At 40.6% G+C, this 16,648-nt stretch carries 19 protein-coding genes; 11 read left to right on the top strand and 8 right to left on the bottom strand.

Going from position 1 to position 16,648, the window contains the following annotated elements; all coding sequences use genetic code 11:
- Nucleotides 1–76: 76 nt before the first annotated feature.
- Both K9M07_03045 and K9M07_03040 read right to left on the bottom strand, forming a co-directional pair.
- A complete protein-coding gene (locus tag K9M07_03045; protein ID MCF7852199.1) occupies nucleotides 77–1,060 on the bottom strand; it encodes a CPBP family intramembrane metalloprotease in 984 nt (327 codons plus the stop codon).
- 30 nt (nucleotides 1,061–1,090) lie between these two features.
- Entirely contained in the window at nucleotides 1,091–1,675 is a 585-nt protein-coding gene (locus K9M07_03040; GenBank protein MCF7852198.1) for a hypothetical protein, read from the bottom strand.
- Between the two features lie 202 nt (nucleotides 1,676–1,877).
- Between K9M07_03040 and K9M07_03035 the strand changes: the two genes are divergently transcribed.
- On the top strand, nucleotides 1,878–2,228 hold the full coding sequence (locus tag K9M07_03035; GenBank protein MCF7852197.1) for an alkylphosphonate utilization protein: 351 nt from the start codon (nucleotides 1,878–1,880) through the stop codon (nucleotides 2,226–2,228).
- 30 nt (nucleotides 2,229–2,258) lie between these two features.
- On the top strand, nucleotides 2,259–2,858 hold the full coding sequence (locus K9M07_03030) for a hypothetical protein (protein MCF7852196.1): 600 nt from the start codon (nucleotides 2,259–2,261) through the stop codon (nucleotides 2,856–2,858).
- Between the two features lie 99 nt (nucleotides 2,859–2,957).
- On the opposite strand, the gene K9M07_03025 is transcribed toward K9M07_03030, so the two are convergent.
- The 4 genes from K9M07_03025 to K9M07_03010 form a co-directional block, all read right to left on the bottom strand.
- On the bottom strand, nucleotides 2,958–3,371 hold the full coding sequence (locus K9M07_03025; protein MCF7852195.1) for a hypothetical protein: 414 nt from the start codon (nucleotides 3,369–3,371) through the stop codon (nucleotides 2,958–2,960).
- Between the two features lie 74 nt (nucleotides 3,372–3,445).
- Nucleotides 3,446–3,835, bottom strand: a complete 390-nt coding sequence (locus K9M07_03020; protein ID MCF7852194.1) for a hypothetical protein — start codon at nucleotides 3,833–3,835, stop codon at nucleotides 3,446–3,448.
- Nucleotides 3,836–3,862: 27 nt separating this feature from the next.
- Entirely contained in the window at nucleotides 3,863–4,744 is an 882-nt protein-coding gene (locus tag K9M07_03015) for an alpha/beta hydrolase (protein ID MCF7852193.1), read from the bottom strand.
- Nucleotides 4,745–5,085: 341 nt separating this feature from the next.
- Nucleotides 5,086–6,540 carry an ATP-binding protein gene (locus K9M07_03010; protein ID MCF7852192.1) on the bottom strand — a complete coding sequence of 485 codons (1,455 nt, stop codon included), beginning with the start codon at nucleotides 6,538–6,540 and terminating at the stop codon, nucleotides 5,086–5,088.
- Nucleotides 6,541–6,682: 142 nt separating this feature from the next.
- Here K9M07_03010 and K9M07_03005 point away from each other — a divergent pair, with 142 nt between their 5' ends.
- Nucleotides 6,683–7,243: a DNA-3-methyladenine glycosylase I gene (locus tag K9M07_03005; protein ID MCF7852191.1), complete on the top strand. Its 561-nt coding sequence runs from the start codon at nucleotides 6,683–6,685 to the stop codon at nucleotides 7,241–7,243.
- Nucleotides 7,244–7,322: 79 nt separating this feature from the next.
- Nucleotides 7,323–7,484 carry a DUF1328 domain-containing protein gene (locus K9M07_03000; GenBank protein ID MCF7852190.1) on the top strand — a complete coding sequence of 54 codons (162 nt, stop codon included), beginning with the start codon at nucleotides 7,323–7,325 and terminating at the stop codon, nucleotides 7,482–7,484.
- Between the two features lie 96 nt (nucleotides 7,485–7,580).
- On the opposite strand, the gene K9M07_02995 is transcribed toward K9M07_03000, so the two are convergent.
- Complete coding sequence (locus K9M07_02995) at nucleotides 7,581–8,867, bottom strand: DEAD/DEAH box helicase (GenBank protein MCF7852189.1); 1,287 nt, start codon at nucleotides 8,865–8,867, stop codon at nucleotides 7,581–7,583.
- Between the two features lie 321 nt (nucleotides 8,868–9,188).
- Complete coding sequence (locus K9M07_02990; GenBank protein MCF7852188.1) at nucleotides 9,189–9,644, bottom strand: NUDIX domain-containing protein; 456 nt, start codon at nucleotides 9,642–9,644, stop codon at nucleotides 9,189–9,191.
- Nucleotides 9,645–9,912: 268 nt separating this feature from the next.
- Between K9M07_02990 and K9M07_02985 the strand changes: the two genes are divergently transcribed.
- The 7 genes from K9M07_02985 to alsS all read left to right on the top strand — a co-directional run bounded on the left by K9M07_02985 (nucleotide 9,913) and on the right by alsS (nucleotide 16,569).
- The gene (locus K9M07_02985) at nucleotides 9,913–10,359 is read left to right on the top strand and encodes a hypothetical protein (GenBank protein ID MCF7852187.1); all 447 of its coding nucleotides are present in this window, start codon (nucleotides 9,913–9,915) and stop codon (nucleotides 10,357–10,359) included.
- A gap of 168 nt (nucleotides 10,360–10,527) precedes the next feature.
- Nucleotides 10,528–11,262, top strand: a complete 735-nt coding sequence (locus K9M07_02980; GenBank protein MCF7852186.1) for an FkbM family methyltransferase — start codon at nucleotides 10,528–10,530, stop codon at nucleotides 11,260–11,262.
- Between the two features lie 9 nt (nucleotides 11,263–11,271).
- Nucleotides 11,272–12,063, top strand: a complete 792-nt coding sequence (locus tag K9M07_02975; protein ID MCF7852185.1) for an alpha/beta hydrolase — start codon at nucleotides 11,272–11,274, stop codon at nucleotides 12,061–12,063.
- Nucleotides 12,064–12,255: 192 nt separating this feature from the next.
- Complete coding sequence (locus K9M07_02970; protein ID MCF7852184.1) at nucleotides 12,256–13,257, top strand: C45 family peptidase; 1,002 nt, start codon at nucleotides 12,256–12,258, stop codon at nucleotides 13,255–13,257.
- Between the two features lie 132 nt (nucleotides 13,258–13,389).
- Nucleotides 13,390–13,824, top strand: coding sequence for a hypothetical protein (locus K9M07_02965; GenBank protein ID MCF7852183.1), 435 nt, complete (start codon nucleotides 13,390–13,392; stop codon nucleotides 13,822–13,824).
- Between the two features lie 276 nt (nucleotides 13,825–14,100).
- The gene (locus K9M07_02960) at nucleotides 14,101–14,901 is read left to right on the top strand and encodes a hypothetical protein (protein ID MCF7852182.1); all 801 of its coding nucleotides are present in this window, start codon (nucleotides 14,101–14,103) and stop codon (nucleotides 14,899–14,901) included.
- Between the two features lie 18 nt (nucleotides 14,902–14,919).
- A complete protein-coding gene (gene alsS, locus K9M07_02955; GenBank protein MCF7852181.1) occupies nucleotides 14,920–16,569 on the top strand; it encodes an acetolactate synthase AlsS in 1,650 nt (549 codons plus the stop codon).
- Nucleotides 16,570–16,648: the final 79 nt, after the last annotated feature.

The raw sequence follows: 16,648 nt of genomic DNA, 5'->3' as shown, positions 1-16,648 counted from the left end.
TTATACCGTGGTTTACACCAAAAACAACCTCATAAGATGAAATGCGATTTTAGGTAAACTGCAAAGTCGAGATGATTTAAAATGGAATTGTAATAGCAAAGCGAGCAGGTGGAGTATTAATGTTTGCCTGAGATGCTAAGTAGCTTCCCAAAAAAAGCCAAAAGTCGTACCAGACGTGGACGGCAACGCTTTCTTTAAGTGAGTTATTTTTGTAAGCAAGCCAACCAAAATAAGATCCGAAAAGAGAAATAAAAGGGACTGAAAAGGCGTGATAGCGCCAACGATATTCCTTCGGAAGGGCTTTAGCATTGTCCCAGTGGGCTAAGCCAAATAAGATTGAAGAAGAGGCAATCCCCATCGCCGGATTGGAATGCTCAATCAAAGCGGATTGCACATAGCCTCTAAAAAAGGCTTCTTCTCCGATTCCAACGGGAAATGCTGATAAGGGATATGTTGCGCTGAGACTACAACTAACATGTGCGTCATCGGGATAAGCAAGCTTGTGCAGGAGAATTCCGGCAGCAAGAGCACCCAAAACACCACCCCATACTTCAGGTTTATTTAAAATAACCGGACTAAGTGGGGCAAAACACAAATCGGTAAAGCTATCTGTTGGCATCTGATAGCGGTAGTTTTTTTCTCCATTATAGAGGTGTGTATCGCGATAGGAGGCATAGATTCCATAGAACCACGTGTCCATCGCAACAGTTATATCTAGACTCTGATCTCCCAAATGGCTGAGATTGAGTCCTAATCCCAGACTAAATGTTCCTGCAAGCCCCGCTGCTGTTTTATAATCATCTAAATAGACATGTCCAAGGCCGGGGAAAAGCGAAAGACCAACGGCTATATAAGCATTCTTCTCCTTTTTTCCTAAAGAAGAATAGTCAGAGGGTTGATTAAGGGGGTTTTGATATTGTTCTGAAAATAAAACAGGATCTTGGATTGAAAGAGTGTCTTTTAAGTTGCCGGGAACCATAGAAGGGGGTTCATCTGCAAAAAATGGCACTAAATTCGAGAACAATAATGCAAAAAAAACGAGTATGGATTTTATCTTCATTCTGATTTCCGATTATTTAAGCTAAGCAGTTTAGAATGCAACGGTATATGTTACAAAGGCTGCCGTTGCAATTAAGCCGCCGCCTAAATAGTACAAAGGATTATTTGAGTAATGTGAGTGATGCCCTTCATCGAAAAGCAATATAATTGGAGTAGCAATAAGGGGAAGCAGGTTTAGTTCAAATTGTCCGTATTTCACCTTTTCGTATTCTTTCCCCCAAATCAATTGAATGTTAGGAATATAAAAACTCAGTGCTTCTATTCCAAGTCCAAAATATCTAGATTCATGTTCAGTAGAATGATAAAATAATCGGGTGTATTTAAAAGAGGGGATAATGTTTGACAATAGAGGAAACTGAATATTGAGTGAATAATCATTCCCGCGTAATGACTCAATATCTCTTTGCCGATAGCCGACTCCTATCGTTGGAGAAATAGCTGAAGTGCCTCCTTTAAAATATCCGTAAGAGTTTTCCGGTAAGACGAGAGATTTAGAGGGGGCAGAGTTAATTACTACAGAGGGGAGGGGCTTTTCCGGAGCACATGAAAAATCTTCAGCAAAGAATTGAAGCGATACGCCCATTAAAAGAAAAGTTAGCAGGCATTTAATATTCATTTAATTTCCATACACCAATGAATTGAATCTAATTATTTTCAATTTAATGTGTGTTTTTGTCAATTGATTATTCTTGTGCTGAAGTAGTATGCCGGGATATTCTTACGCTTTTAAATGCATTTCCGTATATGATCTCGACTTTGCAACTTATTTCGGGATAAGTTGCAAGACCGAGTTTAAAAGCTTAAGTGAATGGAGTCTTATGAAAGGTATTCCCCCCTGTATCAAGTGTGGATCTGATTTTACGTATGAAGATGGTAATCTATATATCTGTCCTGAATGCGGATATGAATGGATTCCCGATTCTGAAATTGAGAAGACAAGCGATGAGAAAGTCGTTAAGGATGCTGTCGGGAATATTCTCCAAGATGGGGATAGCGTGACTATTATCAAAGATATCAAAGTCAAAGGATCCTCTTCTGTAATCAAAGTTGGAGTTAAAGTGAAAAGCATCCGTATTGTGGATGAAGTGGATGGGCACAATATTGAAGCTAAAGTTCCCGGATTCGGTCCAATGATGCTAAAATCAGAAGTTGTTAAAAAATCCGGTTAAAAGATTCTCTACAACCGTTAGGGATGAGAAATGAATTTACTACAAAAAATGATTTGCGGGTTGTTTTTATCAAATTCATTTTGTTTTCAGTGTTTTACGAGTGGTTCAACTGATATTTTTTGTCAGTTTCCTAATCAGTATTTTATTGAAACCGGGACTTACTGTGGTGAGGGTATCAGGCAAGCTTTAAGTACGGGAAAATTTGAATATGTCTACTCTATTGAGATTAATAAGCGACGATATTATGCAGCAAAAAAAGCATTTAACCGCTTTTCAAAAGTAAGGTTGTTTTTAGGGGATTCGGCATCACAGCTATCTGTCATCTTAGATGAGGTAGATGCTCCGGCAACGTTTTGGTTAGATGCTCATAGTGCGGAATTAGTGAATAGAAAAACCCAAGACCAGTTTGCTCCCATATTAAGGGAAATCAGGGAAATCGGGAAGCATCATATCAAAAACCATTCTATTTTGATCGATGATGTAAGACAATTTAATGCCGGCGCCTATAGTCACATCTCGATCGAGAATCTCAAGAGCGCGCTTCTTGAGATTAATCCAAATTATGAATTCAGATTTATAGATTCTCCTTTTGCTCCCAAAGATATTTTAGTGGCAATTGTAAAACGATGATTCTTTCATCTTTCAAGAGATAAATCATTCATAAATATAAAATTTTTTATATTCAATTGCGTTTTAAACACGCCTCTTTTCATTAATGTCAAAATCAAATTAGCTTTTGACATCTACGGATAAGGCAGCCCCAAATCTTGCATAGCCGGTCCCAAAGGCTATGAATGCACATAATTCTGCAATTTCCTTTTCAGAGAAAGAGTTCTTTAGCTTTTCTATATCTTCTTCAGAAATAGGTAGAGTGGTTTGGGCCATTTTTCTTGCAAAATCAACTGCAACTCTTGTCTTAGGATCTTGGATGTTCTGCGTAGGACAGCCAAATGACATACATTGGGCGCACTCGATCTGATATGCAATAGTGCGCCTTACTTCTTCTTGAAGTTGAGGATCAAAGCTAGAAAATTGATAAAATGTATCTAATAGTAGATCCCATTTATTTAGGATTTCTAGATTATGGCCTAAAAGCCTTTGAAGTGGGCTATTTCCATTTTCAGAATATTCAATACGGGCCATAAATAGTTCTCCTTTAATGATTATTTAATCTTTGAAACTGATGTTTTTTGTCAGTTTCCTAATTTGTCACCATATTAAGGGAAATCAGAGGAATCACAGTATTGGCGAATGCAAGCATCAAGCCGAATGATAGGTACGCATAGAATCGCTATGATTACGAGGGTTGATTCAACGAGACCCGCATATCTTGCAGCAACATCATACCATTCTAAGGGTCGAGAACTTAAGTTAGTGTAGTTTACAACCTTCCAATTGCCTTGGTTGTATTTGACTTGAAGATCGATAGCACTTATGGCTAGCGAGGTTAGAAGAAATCCTGCTATTACTGTGGCAGCTATAGAGATAACCGTAAGTATAATGACATCGGATAGGGATGGTCGAGTACACCGTTGTTTAGGCTTGGGAAGGGGGATTTGATCATTAAATGTGTAATAAGGGGGAGGAGGGAAAGATACAGTGTGCATAAGCACCTATTGGATAATAAGGTTGATCTATTTTGAACAATTGCCTCTATTTATGGAAGGGGATTTTTTTAATGTTTTGCGGATTTGCGCTACTGCAACATTCAATGATTCACGTGCGTAACCGAAAGCCTTCGCTCCATGGCCTGCCAAATGATTGACTCCTTGTTGGCAATAAACATAGGTGGGTATACCTGCTGCTTGCAATCGATCTGCATATTTTTGGCCGGCGTCTCGGAGAGCGTCTTGTTCTGCTAAGATGATGACAGCCGGCGGTAGGTTGCTTAAATCGCTTGCTATTAAAGGGGATGCATAGGGGTTATTTGCATCATTTGGGTCTGATAAATATTGAGTGGCTTGCCATCGGAGCATATCCAATGAGTCCTTTTGTCTTAGGATTGTTCCATGACAAGTTAAATCGGGAGCCGGATTAATGAGTACTTGTAAGTCTATGTTTGGTCCGCCTCGATCTCGATTCATAAGGCAAAGGGCCGCCGCCATATTCCCTCCGGCGCTGTCTCCTACGATTGCAAGTTTGCTCGTGTCGGCAAAAATCTCAGGGCCATGTTTGGTCATCCATATTAAAGTGTCATAACATTGTTCAAGGGGTAATGGGAATTTTCCTTCAGGGGCATTTAGATATCCAACTGAAACAACAACTGCTTTTGCTTCGGAAGATAGGTATCGAGCTAGGTTGTCATGCGTATCAAGATTTCCCGCTACCCAAGCACCTCCATGAATCAGTAGGATAATCGGAAAGCGATCCCCTTCAGTTGGAGTATAAATGCGAATGGGTGTATTTCGGCCCTCTCGAGTCAAGGTATGGTCTGCAACGGAAAAAACAGTAGGTATTGGAGCTTCGATGCTCATGATGCGCTGATTGATTCCATTGCGCACTTCTTGTGGATCCATGTCCCACCATGACAAAGTTGAAGCGTGGTTAGATTGCATACAAATTAAGGCTCCAAAAAAGGCAACACGCCTAATCTATACCGCTCGTCATTCAAGAGCTGTTTTTTTTGTCGCCGGCATCCCCGCTTGGTCGATTTACCTCACCTCTGCCTATTGTCAATAGCGCGTCGGTTCGGTAAAGGGCCTTCGACCCAATCGACCATCGGTGCGCCGGCTTCTAAAAATTCCAACTCTTGAATCACTCCCGGTATATTAAAGATGACACTAAGAATAGCAGTTTTTTTTGCTATAAGTCACATCTTAAATTTTGAGTGTGACAGAGCGCTACCTTTCCTATCGATTCAACCATTCAAGATATTTCTTTGGTGAAATTCAGCTTGTCCCAGGTAGAAACAAAGCAGACACGCCGGGATTTTCATGATGGGTTTATTTTCTTGAAAATCTACCGGTATAAGGCCGAGATCACTCGGTGTTTTGGTGGCTATGTAGCCTCGAGTGATTAGTTCTTTTTTCCTAACTAATTCAATAAGTCCCGGGACATCCCTAGCTTGAACACTCTGTGCTTGGTACTTAATTTCTAATGGCAATATGGCGCCATCTAATTCTATAACCAAGTCTACCTCTTTCGCCTCCTTTGGACTGCGCCAATAGCTAAAGCGTGCTTGATTGATTCGACAATGGGACCATAGATGGCCAATCACCGCTGTTTCTACACATTGACTCAGTGCAATGGGGTTTTCGAGGATTGTCTTGCCTTTGATTAATACAGCGGGCGCTATGGCAGGATCACTTAGATAAAGTTTATTTTTCCCTCGAAGAACTTCTTTGCCATAGCCAAATGGGAGGAGTCTATAAACGAGGTGTGTTGACTCGAAAAGATCGACAAAGTTTTGAACTGTTTGCTTTGCAATGCCAAGATCTTTAGAGATTGTTTGCGTATCCTGCATCCCCCCATCCTGCATACAAAGAAAGATGAACATCTGTTCAAGTTCAAGAATTCTACGAACGCCAAAGAGAGCGGTCATGTCTCGCTTAAGGACTTTGTCAACAATGTCTTCCCTTAGTAGTCTTTGGGCTTGTGTGACGCTGTTAACAAGTGCTGCCTGAGGAAATCCTCCACGGATAAGATATTCATGAAAATGTCCTATTAAATACGAACAGCTTTGGACAATCTTATAGTGTTCACTAGGACTAAGATTGAGTAGCGAGGCTAGTGATTCAATTTCGTGAATTTGAGGAAGTTCTACGTTTTTAATCTGTAGGTACTCGTAGAAAGAGAGGGTTGAGATCTGAATACTATGCCATCGGCCCACCCCCGATTCTTGATCCTTCTGTATTAGCGGAGTAGCAGAGCCTGTAAATACAATTCGTTGTGATTTAGTAAAGTCCACTCGATGTTTGACCCATATACCAATGTCTTTAATAAATTGAGCTTCATCTAAAAATAGATATTCCGGGCCACTACCTTTGGGTTCCAGCTCTCGCCAAGCTTCCAGCACGGCATCAAGTCCCGCTAACCTACAAATTGGGTGATCGAATGTGGCGTAAAGAATACTACCTGCCGGAACCCCGGAGTCAAGAAGACTCTGGATAGCTTGTAGTAATAGAGTGGTTTTCCCTACCTGACGAGCTCCAGAAAGCAGTACGGCTCTCTGTGCCGGTGGCTTTTTGATCCATCGCATGAGCTCGGAAAAAGCGCCGCGATTCCATCGGGGAAGATCCGGTATTTTCTCCCCCCGCCACCAAGGGTTAAATTGCGCAATAATTGAGATGAGTTCTTCCTTAGTGATTTTCATAGCTACTTGCCTTATTTTACCTATTTAAGTAAAGTATACTTTAACTAAAAAGTAATTTCAAGTAAAATAGCATTGTAAACTATCTAAATATATCGATTCCGGATATGATTCCGGAGGTGGCTATTTGAACATGAGGGTAAATATGGAAAATAATGGTCAAAGATGTTTCGGGACAGGGAAAGAATTCTACGAAAAATATCATGATCAAGAATGGGGCGTTCCTGTTCACGATGATCGACATCTGTTTGAAATGCTTTGTTTAGAAGGGGCGCAAGCAGGCCTCAGCTGGGAGACGGTTCTCAAGAGGAGAGAGGGATATCGACGTTTATTTCATCAATTTAAACTAGAAATTGTAGCGAGGATGACCGATAGCGAGCTTGAAGAAGTGCTCAAGGATCCTGCAGTGATCAGAAATCGTCGAAAAGTATTTAGCGTACGAGAAAATGCTAGGGTAGCGCTGAAAATTCAAGAGGAATTTGGCTCATTCGATACCTATCTCTGGGGCTTTGTAAATCATAAACCCATTGTCAATCACTTTAAAACAATGGGGGAGGTTCCTTCACACTCTGAAGGAAGCGATCAGCTTTCAAGGGATTTAAAAAGACGAGGCATGGTATTTGTGGGGGCAACAATCATTTACGCATTTATGCAAGCCGTTGGAATGGTCAATGATCACTTGATCACATGCCGATGCCGCTCGTGATTAAAAATTTTTATTAGTATATTAGAAGGGAGTGTGTGTATAGAAATAATTTTTAGTCAAAGAAAGAAAAGGGGGATATATGTTGATTTGGGCAGCTATTTTCTTGCTTATTGCAATTATCGCAGGTATTTTTGGTTTTAGAGGCGTAGAGGGTGTAGCAATTCAAATTGCTAAAGTTCTATTTTTTATATTTGTTGTACTATTTCTTGTATCTCTAATTTTTGGACTGATAAGACACTGATTCTATACCGGGAGTGATTCAAGAGTTGGAATTTTTAGAAAGTCAAGACCATATGAATCACTCACCCAATAAAAAGACCTCAAAGAGGAATGGTTTTTATTTGGAGCGGCGATGTGTGCTTCGAGGGGGAAATTTCCCTCTGTTTTTTTTGAAGGGACCCGAGGGCCGGCTAGGAGTTTTTTGATCTTTTCTTTGAAAACGAGGGGAGGAGAAGCTTCTTTTTTGAATGGGCTGCTCTTTAATAGAGGGATCGGGTGCATAGCCGGGGACAATGACTTTGGGTAGTTCACATTTGATCAGCTGCTCAATATTTTTAAGCAGTTGGTGTTCATCAATACAGACAAGAGAGAGAGCTTTCCCTTCGTTGCCGGCGCGCCCTGTGCGTCCAATGCGGTGAACATAATCTTCAGCGACTGTGGGGAGTTCAAAATTGACAACATGGGGGAGTTGATCGATGTCGAGTCCTCGCGCAGCAATATCAGTCGCTACAAGGATGCGCAAGGTGCCGTTTTTAAAACTCGATAGAGCTTTAACCCGTGCCGTTTGGCTTTTATTGCCATGGATAGCAGCTGCATTGATTCCATTTTTTTCGAGTTGTTCCGTCAGGCGGTTAGCTCCGTGCTTTGTCCGTGTGAAGACAAGCGCTTGGCCCCAGTTTTGTGAATTGATAAGATGAGTCAGTAGCGCTGTCTTAGAAGTGCGGTCAACGGGGTGAATGATCTGCTTAATTTGCTCTGAGGTGCTGTTAACACGTGATGTTTCAATGAGGGCAGGCGAGTTTAGGAGTTTATCGGCGAGTTTTTTGATTTCTTTGGAAAAAGTTGCTGAAAAGAGCAAATTCTGTCGTTTTTGAGGCAGGTGGGTTATGATTTTTTTGATGTCGTGGACAAAACCCATGTCGAGCATGCGATCGGCTTCATCAAGGACAAGGATGCCGACATCACGGAGATCAACTGCTTTTTGATTGATGAGATCAAGGAGGCGGCCGGGTGTGGCGATGATGACGTCTACACCTTGACGCAGCTTTGAAATCTGTGATCCAATGCGGACTCCGCCGAAAATAACCGTCGATTTTAAAAAAAGATGCTTGCCGTAGGTTTTAACGCTATTGCCGACTTGAGCAGCCAGTTCTCTAGTGGGAGTTAGGATCAGGGCGCGGACGCGGCAATCTCCGTGCTTTTCGGCACGCTCGCTGACAAGCTGGAGGAGGGGGAGGGTAAAAGAGGCTGTTTTTCCGGTGCCTGTCTGAGCGGCTCCCATGATATCGCGCCCTTCGAGAATTAGAGGGATGGCTTTTGCTTGAATAGGCGTAGGCGTTTCATAACCTTGCTCGGAAACGGCATCAACTAGGGGGCTCGATAGCCCAAGGGAATCAAATGACATAAAAATCCATCGATTTAAAAGTTTTATTGAATGAACATCAGATTCATATGTCAAACGAATCCAAAAAAGGATAATTCTAGCGAATTGCCGGATAAATATCGAGGCTTATCGGTTTTTTGTTCAGAATTGACGCATTAAAATTTTAATAATCTCCCAGTTCGACCATAGGTCGAGCGTCCGAGAGCAAAGACCGCGGCAGGCGGGCCCAAAAAGTTACAAAGTCGAGATTATGGCAGATGCCGCTTATGCGCTGTCCCTTTTCCCTTACAATGCTTGACGGGATACTTTGGCTTCATATTCTCAAACTTTTGGTGCGCCGCTTCAATGGGTATGAGGGGCTTTAAGTCGAGAAGATTTGTATTCTGAAAAAAAAGCATTTGCTGGGAGAAACAGTGGACTCGGCAACGCGTCCATAGAAAACCATTGCCATTCTTCACATTTCTGAGGTTCGAGCAATTCGGGCTCTCCTTCAAATTGATCGACTACAGCAAAAAGGGTAATGTAGTGTTTACTCCCATCAATGACATCATTGCTCCAAGAGCCAGTCTGAACTGAGAGTGCATGAAGACCTGTTTCTTCACTCAGCTCTCGTTTTGCACAATCTTCAACAGATTCTCCAAATTCAAGATGTCCACCGGGAGGAGCCCAATCACCTACGCCATGGGCACCTTTTCGTTTGCCAAGGAGAACTTTGCCTTCTTTAAATACAAACACTCCGACACCAACCCTCGGTTTTGTCTTTTCAGGTTGAATTTCCAATGCAATTCCATTCGACATAAAAACACCCCAAGTAAAAATGAGAAAAACTAATCCTCTTTTCATTTCCAAAAATCCTCGTAAATCAGTGTACCATCCGCGTTGTTAACATTGAGGATAGACATCTTTTTAATTCCTAATCCCTTCATAAAACCAAAAGCCAGTATTGTATTTGAACCTTTGCAAAAAGCAAAATCTCCACCCAAAATCTGCATCAGTTTTACCCGCGAATCCCCGGACAACAGCAGCTATACCATGTCCGAACACACTTCCTGTTCCAATAATTTTTGTGGTAGGGTCTTTAAGTTTATCGCTGAAAGAAATTTCATTAAATGATTTATTTCCGCAACCCAGTCAAAAGGAATTTCTTCGGAGCTATTGCGAAAACTTTTTCAAGCATCATGGCGATTGTAGCTACTTCAGGGGATCTGATCCATTATGTAATCACCTAGATCAAGAACTGATTAAGACATTTGTGGTGGATCACGAATTTCTCATTTTAGTTTTTCAACCTTACTCTGTAGGTGAATGTGCTGATATCCCATTTACGGTTAAAATCCCATTCACTAAGCTAATAGGAAAATGGCAAGCAGGTAGTCCCTTGGAAAAGCAATTACCCATCAATAAAAATTTCCTTTCTTCTTGGGATAAGGACAATTGGATCAGTGATGTCCAAGAAGATCATTTAGAACGCCTACTTGAGAGGGGAGAAAGGGGTAAGGATTCAAGCATCTGAAAAATTCCTTCTATAAAAAGGCCGGGATCTTACCCGGCCGGAATGGAGGTGGAGAGACGCGTTCAGAACTTTGCTGGCATCTTTGACTTTTTACTCATATTTTTTTTTTGACTTAATCATTCACTTACTCTACCATCCCGAATTTTTGATATGAAAGGTGGTATTTTTATGAGGATTTTTAGTTTCTGTTTCTTTGTTTTGATCAATATATGTGTTCATGCTACCCCTATAAAATTTATATCACAAAAAGATCAAGATAGGTGGATCATTGAAGAAGTTTTCAATTATAAAAAAAACGGTTTTTTTGTTGATCTTGCGGCGGCTGATGGAATCAGCTTAAATAACACCTATAATTTAGAAAAACATTTAAACTGGAAAGGGATATGTATTGAGCCCAATCCAAAATTTTTTGCTAAGTTAAAAAAAATACGCTCCGTTATTCTTGATTCTTCTGTAGTAGATGGGGTGAATCATAGCGTTGAATTCCGCTATGACAATATGATGCTAGGGGGAATTGTTGATGATGATACGGATAATTGCGTAGCTATTCGTAAAAAACAAATTGTTCAAGCGCGTAAAAATAGACGTATTATGAAATGCAATACATTAACATTGGAACAAATTCTCGATAAGTACAATGCTCCTCACGTAATCGACTACCTGAGTTTGGATGTCGAAGGCTCTGAAACGAGGATCTTGAGGAATTTCCCCTTTGATAAGTATATTTTTTTAGCTATGACTATTGAAAGACCCACTCCGGAACTTAATGCTCTTTTATTTGCAAATGGCTATATCTTCGTAAAGAATTTTGCTTATGATTCTTTTTATGTCCATGAGAGTATAGAAAATTTGCGTACCATTAAAAAAGAAAATTTTGAACAAATCCCTAAAAAAGATTGGTGATTTCATTTTATGGATAAATGGACAACTGGGCTTTGTGAAGCAAATGAAATTAACATACATTATCTCAGAACCGGTGGCAACAAACCTTCTATTATTTTGCTACACGGGCTTATAGGAAATGGATCTTGCTGGCTTCCGCTAGCAAAAGCATTAGAAGAAGATTATGATGTCATTATGCCGGATGCTCGGGGGCATGGTCGTTCCAGTATCCCTGAACAAGGCTATAGTTATGACAGTCTTGCTGCTGATGTTTTAGGTCTTATTGAAGCCCTTAGTATCTCTAATCCAATCGTACTTGGGCACTCTATGGGGGGCATGACGGCGGCAGTTGTAGCGAACCAAAATTCTAAGCAATTGAAAGGACTTATTTTAGTCGATCCAACTTTTTTGACGCCAAAGCGCCAAAGAGAAGTTTATGAGAGCGATGTTGCGGCTCAGCATTGCCAAATTCTCAATCAACCAAGAGAAGATTTTTTGGCTGAAATGCGCATGAAGCGCCCTCACCGTTCAAGTGAGCTCGTTGAGCTCTTAGTGCAAGCAAGATATCAAACTAGCCCAAAAGCCTTTGGAATTTTGATGCCACCGAATCCTGATTACAGGCAATTAATCAAAGCCCTTGATATTCCTAGTTTGCTCGTCCTAGGCGGTGTTGGTGCAGCAATCTCTGTTGAAGCAGCTGCAGAACTTGCTAGACTCAATCAGTATTTGAAGGTCACGCAGATTGCTGAAGCAGGTCATGGGATTCCCTATGATCAACCAGAGCGCCTCGCAGTTGTCGTTAAAGATTTTTTTTGTATGTGAATTTCGTGTTGTATCTCACTAAAAACAAAAGGCTTCAGTTGTGAAACTGAAGCCTTAATTTTGATTGGAGGCGGAGAGATGCTATTTTAGAACTTTTGATTGGACAGCTTTATCTTATTGCGTTAGCTTTCCTTTTAAAAAATTGACTCTAATAAACCCTTTGGTATTTTTTTGATCAAAAATGGATAGGATATGGGATGTTTTTTAATTGGTGTAACGGGAAATGCCTATACGGTGAATGGAGAAGCTTTACTTGGGAGCGTAAGTGATGATCCTTATGATGTTCGCACTTTTGTTCGTATTATGCGTCCTCGGGTAGGTTTTACTCATGTAGGTACTGAGCTTGCGGTTACAAGGCCACCTTCTTTTGCTGACAGGGGATATTTCTGCCAAGAGGGAGATACTTCAAGGGGAGTGAATGCTGCTGGGTTATCCTTTACATGCGCAATACTTTTTGAAACTCATTCACTGACTAAAAGATCTCACCCTATTTCTTTCTCATTATTGACAAAGCAATTAATGGATCGGTGTAGGAATGTAGAAGAAGCAATCAGGCTATTTCTGAGCGTAGATGCTGTTACCCCCCCTTTTTCAGTATTTCTGGCAGATAGTGAAGGTGCGATAGCTCACCTTGAAGCGGGGAGCTTTGGTATTGAAGTAGTCAGCCAATATTCGAAAGAAAAACCTGGGGCAATATTTGCTGTTAATTGTTATCAGTCAAAGAATTTCGTAAAATATAATGATCCCAAAGCAATTGCGAATAATCCCGACAATAACAATGGGTGGCGCTTAGAGCGTGGGCAAGAACTTTGTAAAAAGTGGCAAGGAAAGATTGATATAAGAGTGATTTCTCAAATACTTTCTGATCATGCTAATAGAGGGCGTGATCCGGAATCAAATCCATTGCTTGAAGCTTGGGGTTTTTCTATATGTAATCACGGCACTAAACATAAGAATAGTCCCGACTACCCATTACCATGGGGCACCGTTAGCGCCGAGATATTGCAACCCTCTTCTCATAATTTACATTATTGTTATGGTTGGCCATGTGGTCAAAAGCCCGAATTTGGAGATCAACTTTATCAAGAAAACTCATGGGGTTCATTCCAGCCCTTCACGATAGAAGGTGAAATGCAGGAAGAAACGATTAAGATTCTGACAAATGTAGAGGGGAAAATACTCTCAAAAAGATAAGAGTTTGAGATAGGCTTTAATCCTTAAGATGATCAATGTACCCATTATGGGTCATACCTGCTATTTCAGAACTTTCTCCTTTACACAGGCAAAACAAAGCCTTAGCATTTGTTGCTTCAACAGGAGTTTTTAATGAAATGGTTAGTCCTTTTTTCTATTCTTACAACAACTGCATTCTCGCACAACATATACCAGAAACATCTACCATCGAATATCTATGAGCAGATTGTTCAGAGAAAATTAGTCGATGAAAACGATATGAGAACTATTAGAGATGTAAAATATGGTGAAGTGGCGGATACGATTGCCATCAGTGTGGAGAGAAATCAAGGAGAGTATGTTCTTGTCGATTACTGGTGTGGGCAGGTTACTGATGACTTCAGAGGGATGCAAGTGGCCTATCAAAAAGGGAAAATAATCGCCTATGTGATTTTTGATGGAATGGGACGAGATTATATTGCTTATCCTCCTTTTTCTAAGAAAGATGAGAAAAATATAACATCGTGTATTCTGGATTTAATTGAAGGAGGATACATGGAACTGGTGAGAAATAGAAAGAGGGAATGAATTTTTTTCTGGCCTCCATGGGTTTAGGTGGAGGGAATTTGAGGGGATTGCACTTTTGGCCTAGCCTTGGGGCCGCGCGAAAATGCAAAGGGAGAAGCTAAAGGCTTCTCCCAATCCATCTCAAAATGCCTCGCCTAAAACTATGGAGGTGGTTGGGCGCTATTTCAGAACTTTTGACTGGATTAAATTAAAAATTAATTGTAGATATCTAATGAAGTGATATAAAGAAAAAATTGGCAAAGGGCGATTTGCAGCCTTTTTATTTAAGAGAGGTAAATGGGTATATATATTCATAAAACAGGTGATGGTCCATCTGAGCTAGGACATATAGGAACTGTTGTTGATGTAATTCGTGCAGTTCTTCCGGAAGAAGTGACCTCAAAACGCTATAATGCAAATGATTTTAAAATGGCATTTGAGATGGCTACTCCTAAATCTATCCCATCTCTTGGAGAGTCGGTAATTGTAAACGGTTATTGTTACGCAACATCAGCAGACGCAACTTCTTTAGAGTATGGACAGACAATTAGCGGGCAAGAATTTACTACAGGCGGGATTTTTATAGTCCCTTTAGATGCTCTTCCGGCCTATCAAGTGGAAATTCACGAAAAAAAAGCCATGATTGACTTTTACAATGAGTTATATGGAAAGGTATTATATCCATTGGCATTTGGGGGTATTTTCCACTTTTCAACTTTCCATGGAGTTGCAATTGGCAAAGCGCCTATTGATGGGAAAGATATATTTCTTCATAAAAGCAGTTACTACCCCTTTCCAGAAGTAAGGGCCAAAGATGTCTATGGATTCGTAATGGGTGCAATGACGAATTTTCAGGGTCATGAAAAAGTTAATGAAGAGTTAAAAACAGTTCTATATAAAAATCCTATGGATACAAGCTCACTCCTTGTACATCATGCTCATGTACTACTTCTAAAAAAGAAGGTGGAGAAAATTGAAGAGATTGTTCCGTCAATTGTTGATCAAACACTCCATCTCTTCATTGAAGGGACTGAAATCCTTTCTGGGAAAGTAGAAATATATACGGTATCTGGAGTGAAAAATTGCATTCAGAAATAAAAAAAAAAGGGTGGAAAGATGAATGGAGCTAAACTATTTACTGAATGTCTCGTGCAGCAGGGTGTAGAGTATATCTTTGCAATACCGGGAGCGAAAATCGACGCACTTTTCGATGCTCTGATTGACACACCCATTAAAATGATTCTTTGTCACCATGAGCAAAATGCCGCATTTATGGCTGCCTCCTATGGAAGACTGACAGGAAAGCCGGGGGTTGTTTTAGTCACATCGGGACCGGGCGTTTCGAATTTGATCACAGGGCTTTTAACAGCAAACACAGAAGGCGATCCAATAGTTGCAATTGGTGGTAGTGTACCTCGATCAATGAAACTCAAAGAATCTCATCAAAGCGTTAACAATGTGCAATTGACTGAAGTTGCCACAAAAAAAAGCTTTGAAATTACAATGGTTGAAAATATCCCTGAAGTTGTGGAAAACGCATTTCGTATTGCGACTTCCCCGCGTTCCGGAGCTACTTTTATCAGTATTCCCCAAGATGTCTTGATAGAAAAGACTCAACAAACCCTCTTGAACAAGGTGCCTTGTATTGAAATTGGAGCTGCACCAAATCATTTGATTGAACAAGCATCTAAATGGCTTCAAGATGCCAAGAATCCCGTATTTCTTTTTGGATTAGAAGCTAGTCGACCTCAAAATACAAAAGCCATTAATTCTTTTCTGTCCAAAACGCGTTTTGCTGCGGTCAATACCTTTCAAGGAGCAGGAGTGATTTCGAAAGAGCTTCTCGACTGTTTTGTTGGAAGAGTGGGATTGTTTGAAAATCAACCTGGAGACCAGCTGCTAGAAACTGCTGATTTGATTGTAGCTGTGGGTTTTGACCCTGTTGAATACGATCCGGAGATTTGGAGCACAAAGAATGTATCCAAAAAACTCATTCATATAGATTATCATTCTGCTAATGTGCGTATGGGATACGTCCCTTCGCTTGAGCTGCTTGGTGATATTGCAGAAAATCTTTATCGTATTTCATCAAATTTGACCGAAAGATCTGCCTTGATTAATCAAAAAGAAGTCAAGCCTTTGCAAGAGAAGTTAATAGAAGTGCAAAATATGGAAGCGGAAATCTCAGGTGTGAAGGTGCATCCTCTGAGATTCATTTCTGACTTACATAAAGCTATTGATGAGGAGACTATCGTAATCGGTGATGTGGGGACTCATTATATGTGGCTAGCTCGATATTTTTATACCTATCGCCCGCATCATCTCCTTTTTAGCAATGGACAGCAAACTCTCGGAGTTTCTTTGCCCTGGGCAATTGCTGCAAAATTGGCAAAACCGAAACAAAAGGTCATTTCTATATCAGGAGATGGAGGGTTTTGTTTCTCGGCAATGGAATTAGAAACAGCTGTAAGAGAGAAAATTCATTTTGTCCATTGTATTTGGGTTGATCATGCATATGATATGGTCAAGCAGCAGCAGCTTATGAAATATAATAGGGAAACTGTTGTTGAATTTGGAAAAATTGACTTTGTTAAATTCGCGGAAAGTTTCGGAGCTTATGGATTTAGAGTTAATGATTCAGAAGAACTGCTGCCTATTTTACAAAAAGCAATCCATCTCGATGGGCCTGTCATTATTGAAGTGCCTATCAACTATTCTGAGAATGCGGAACTCTTTAAAAAGATGGGCTCAAATTTCTTGCATTGATGCACCGGGATTTTTACTTTCAACTCACCCTCGCTACATACTTTTACGCCAGAAGCATCTAGCACGACCGCCTCGCAAA

The organism is Simkaniaceae bacterium, assembly GCA_021734805.1.
Lineage (GTDB): Bacteria > Chlamydiota > Chlamydiia > Chlamydiales > JACRBE01 > Amphritriteisimkania.
This window is presented reverse-complemented; position numbering and strand designations above follow the sequence as displayed.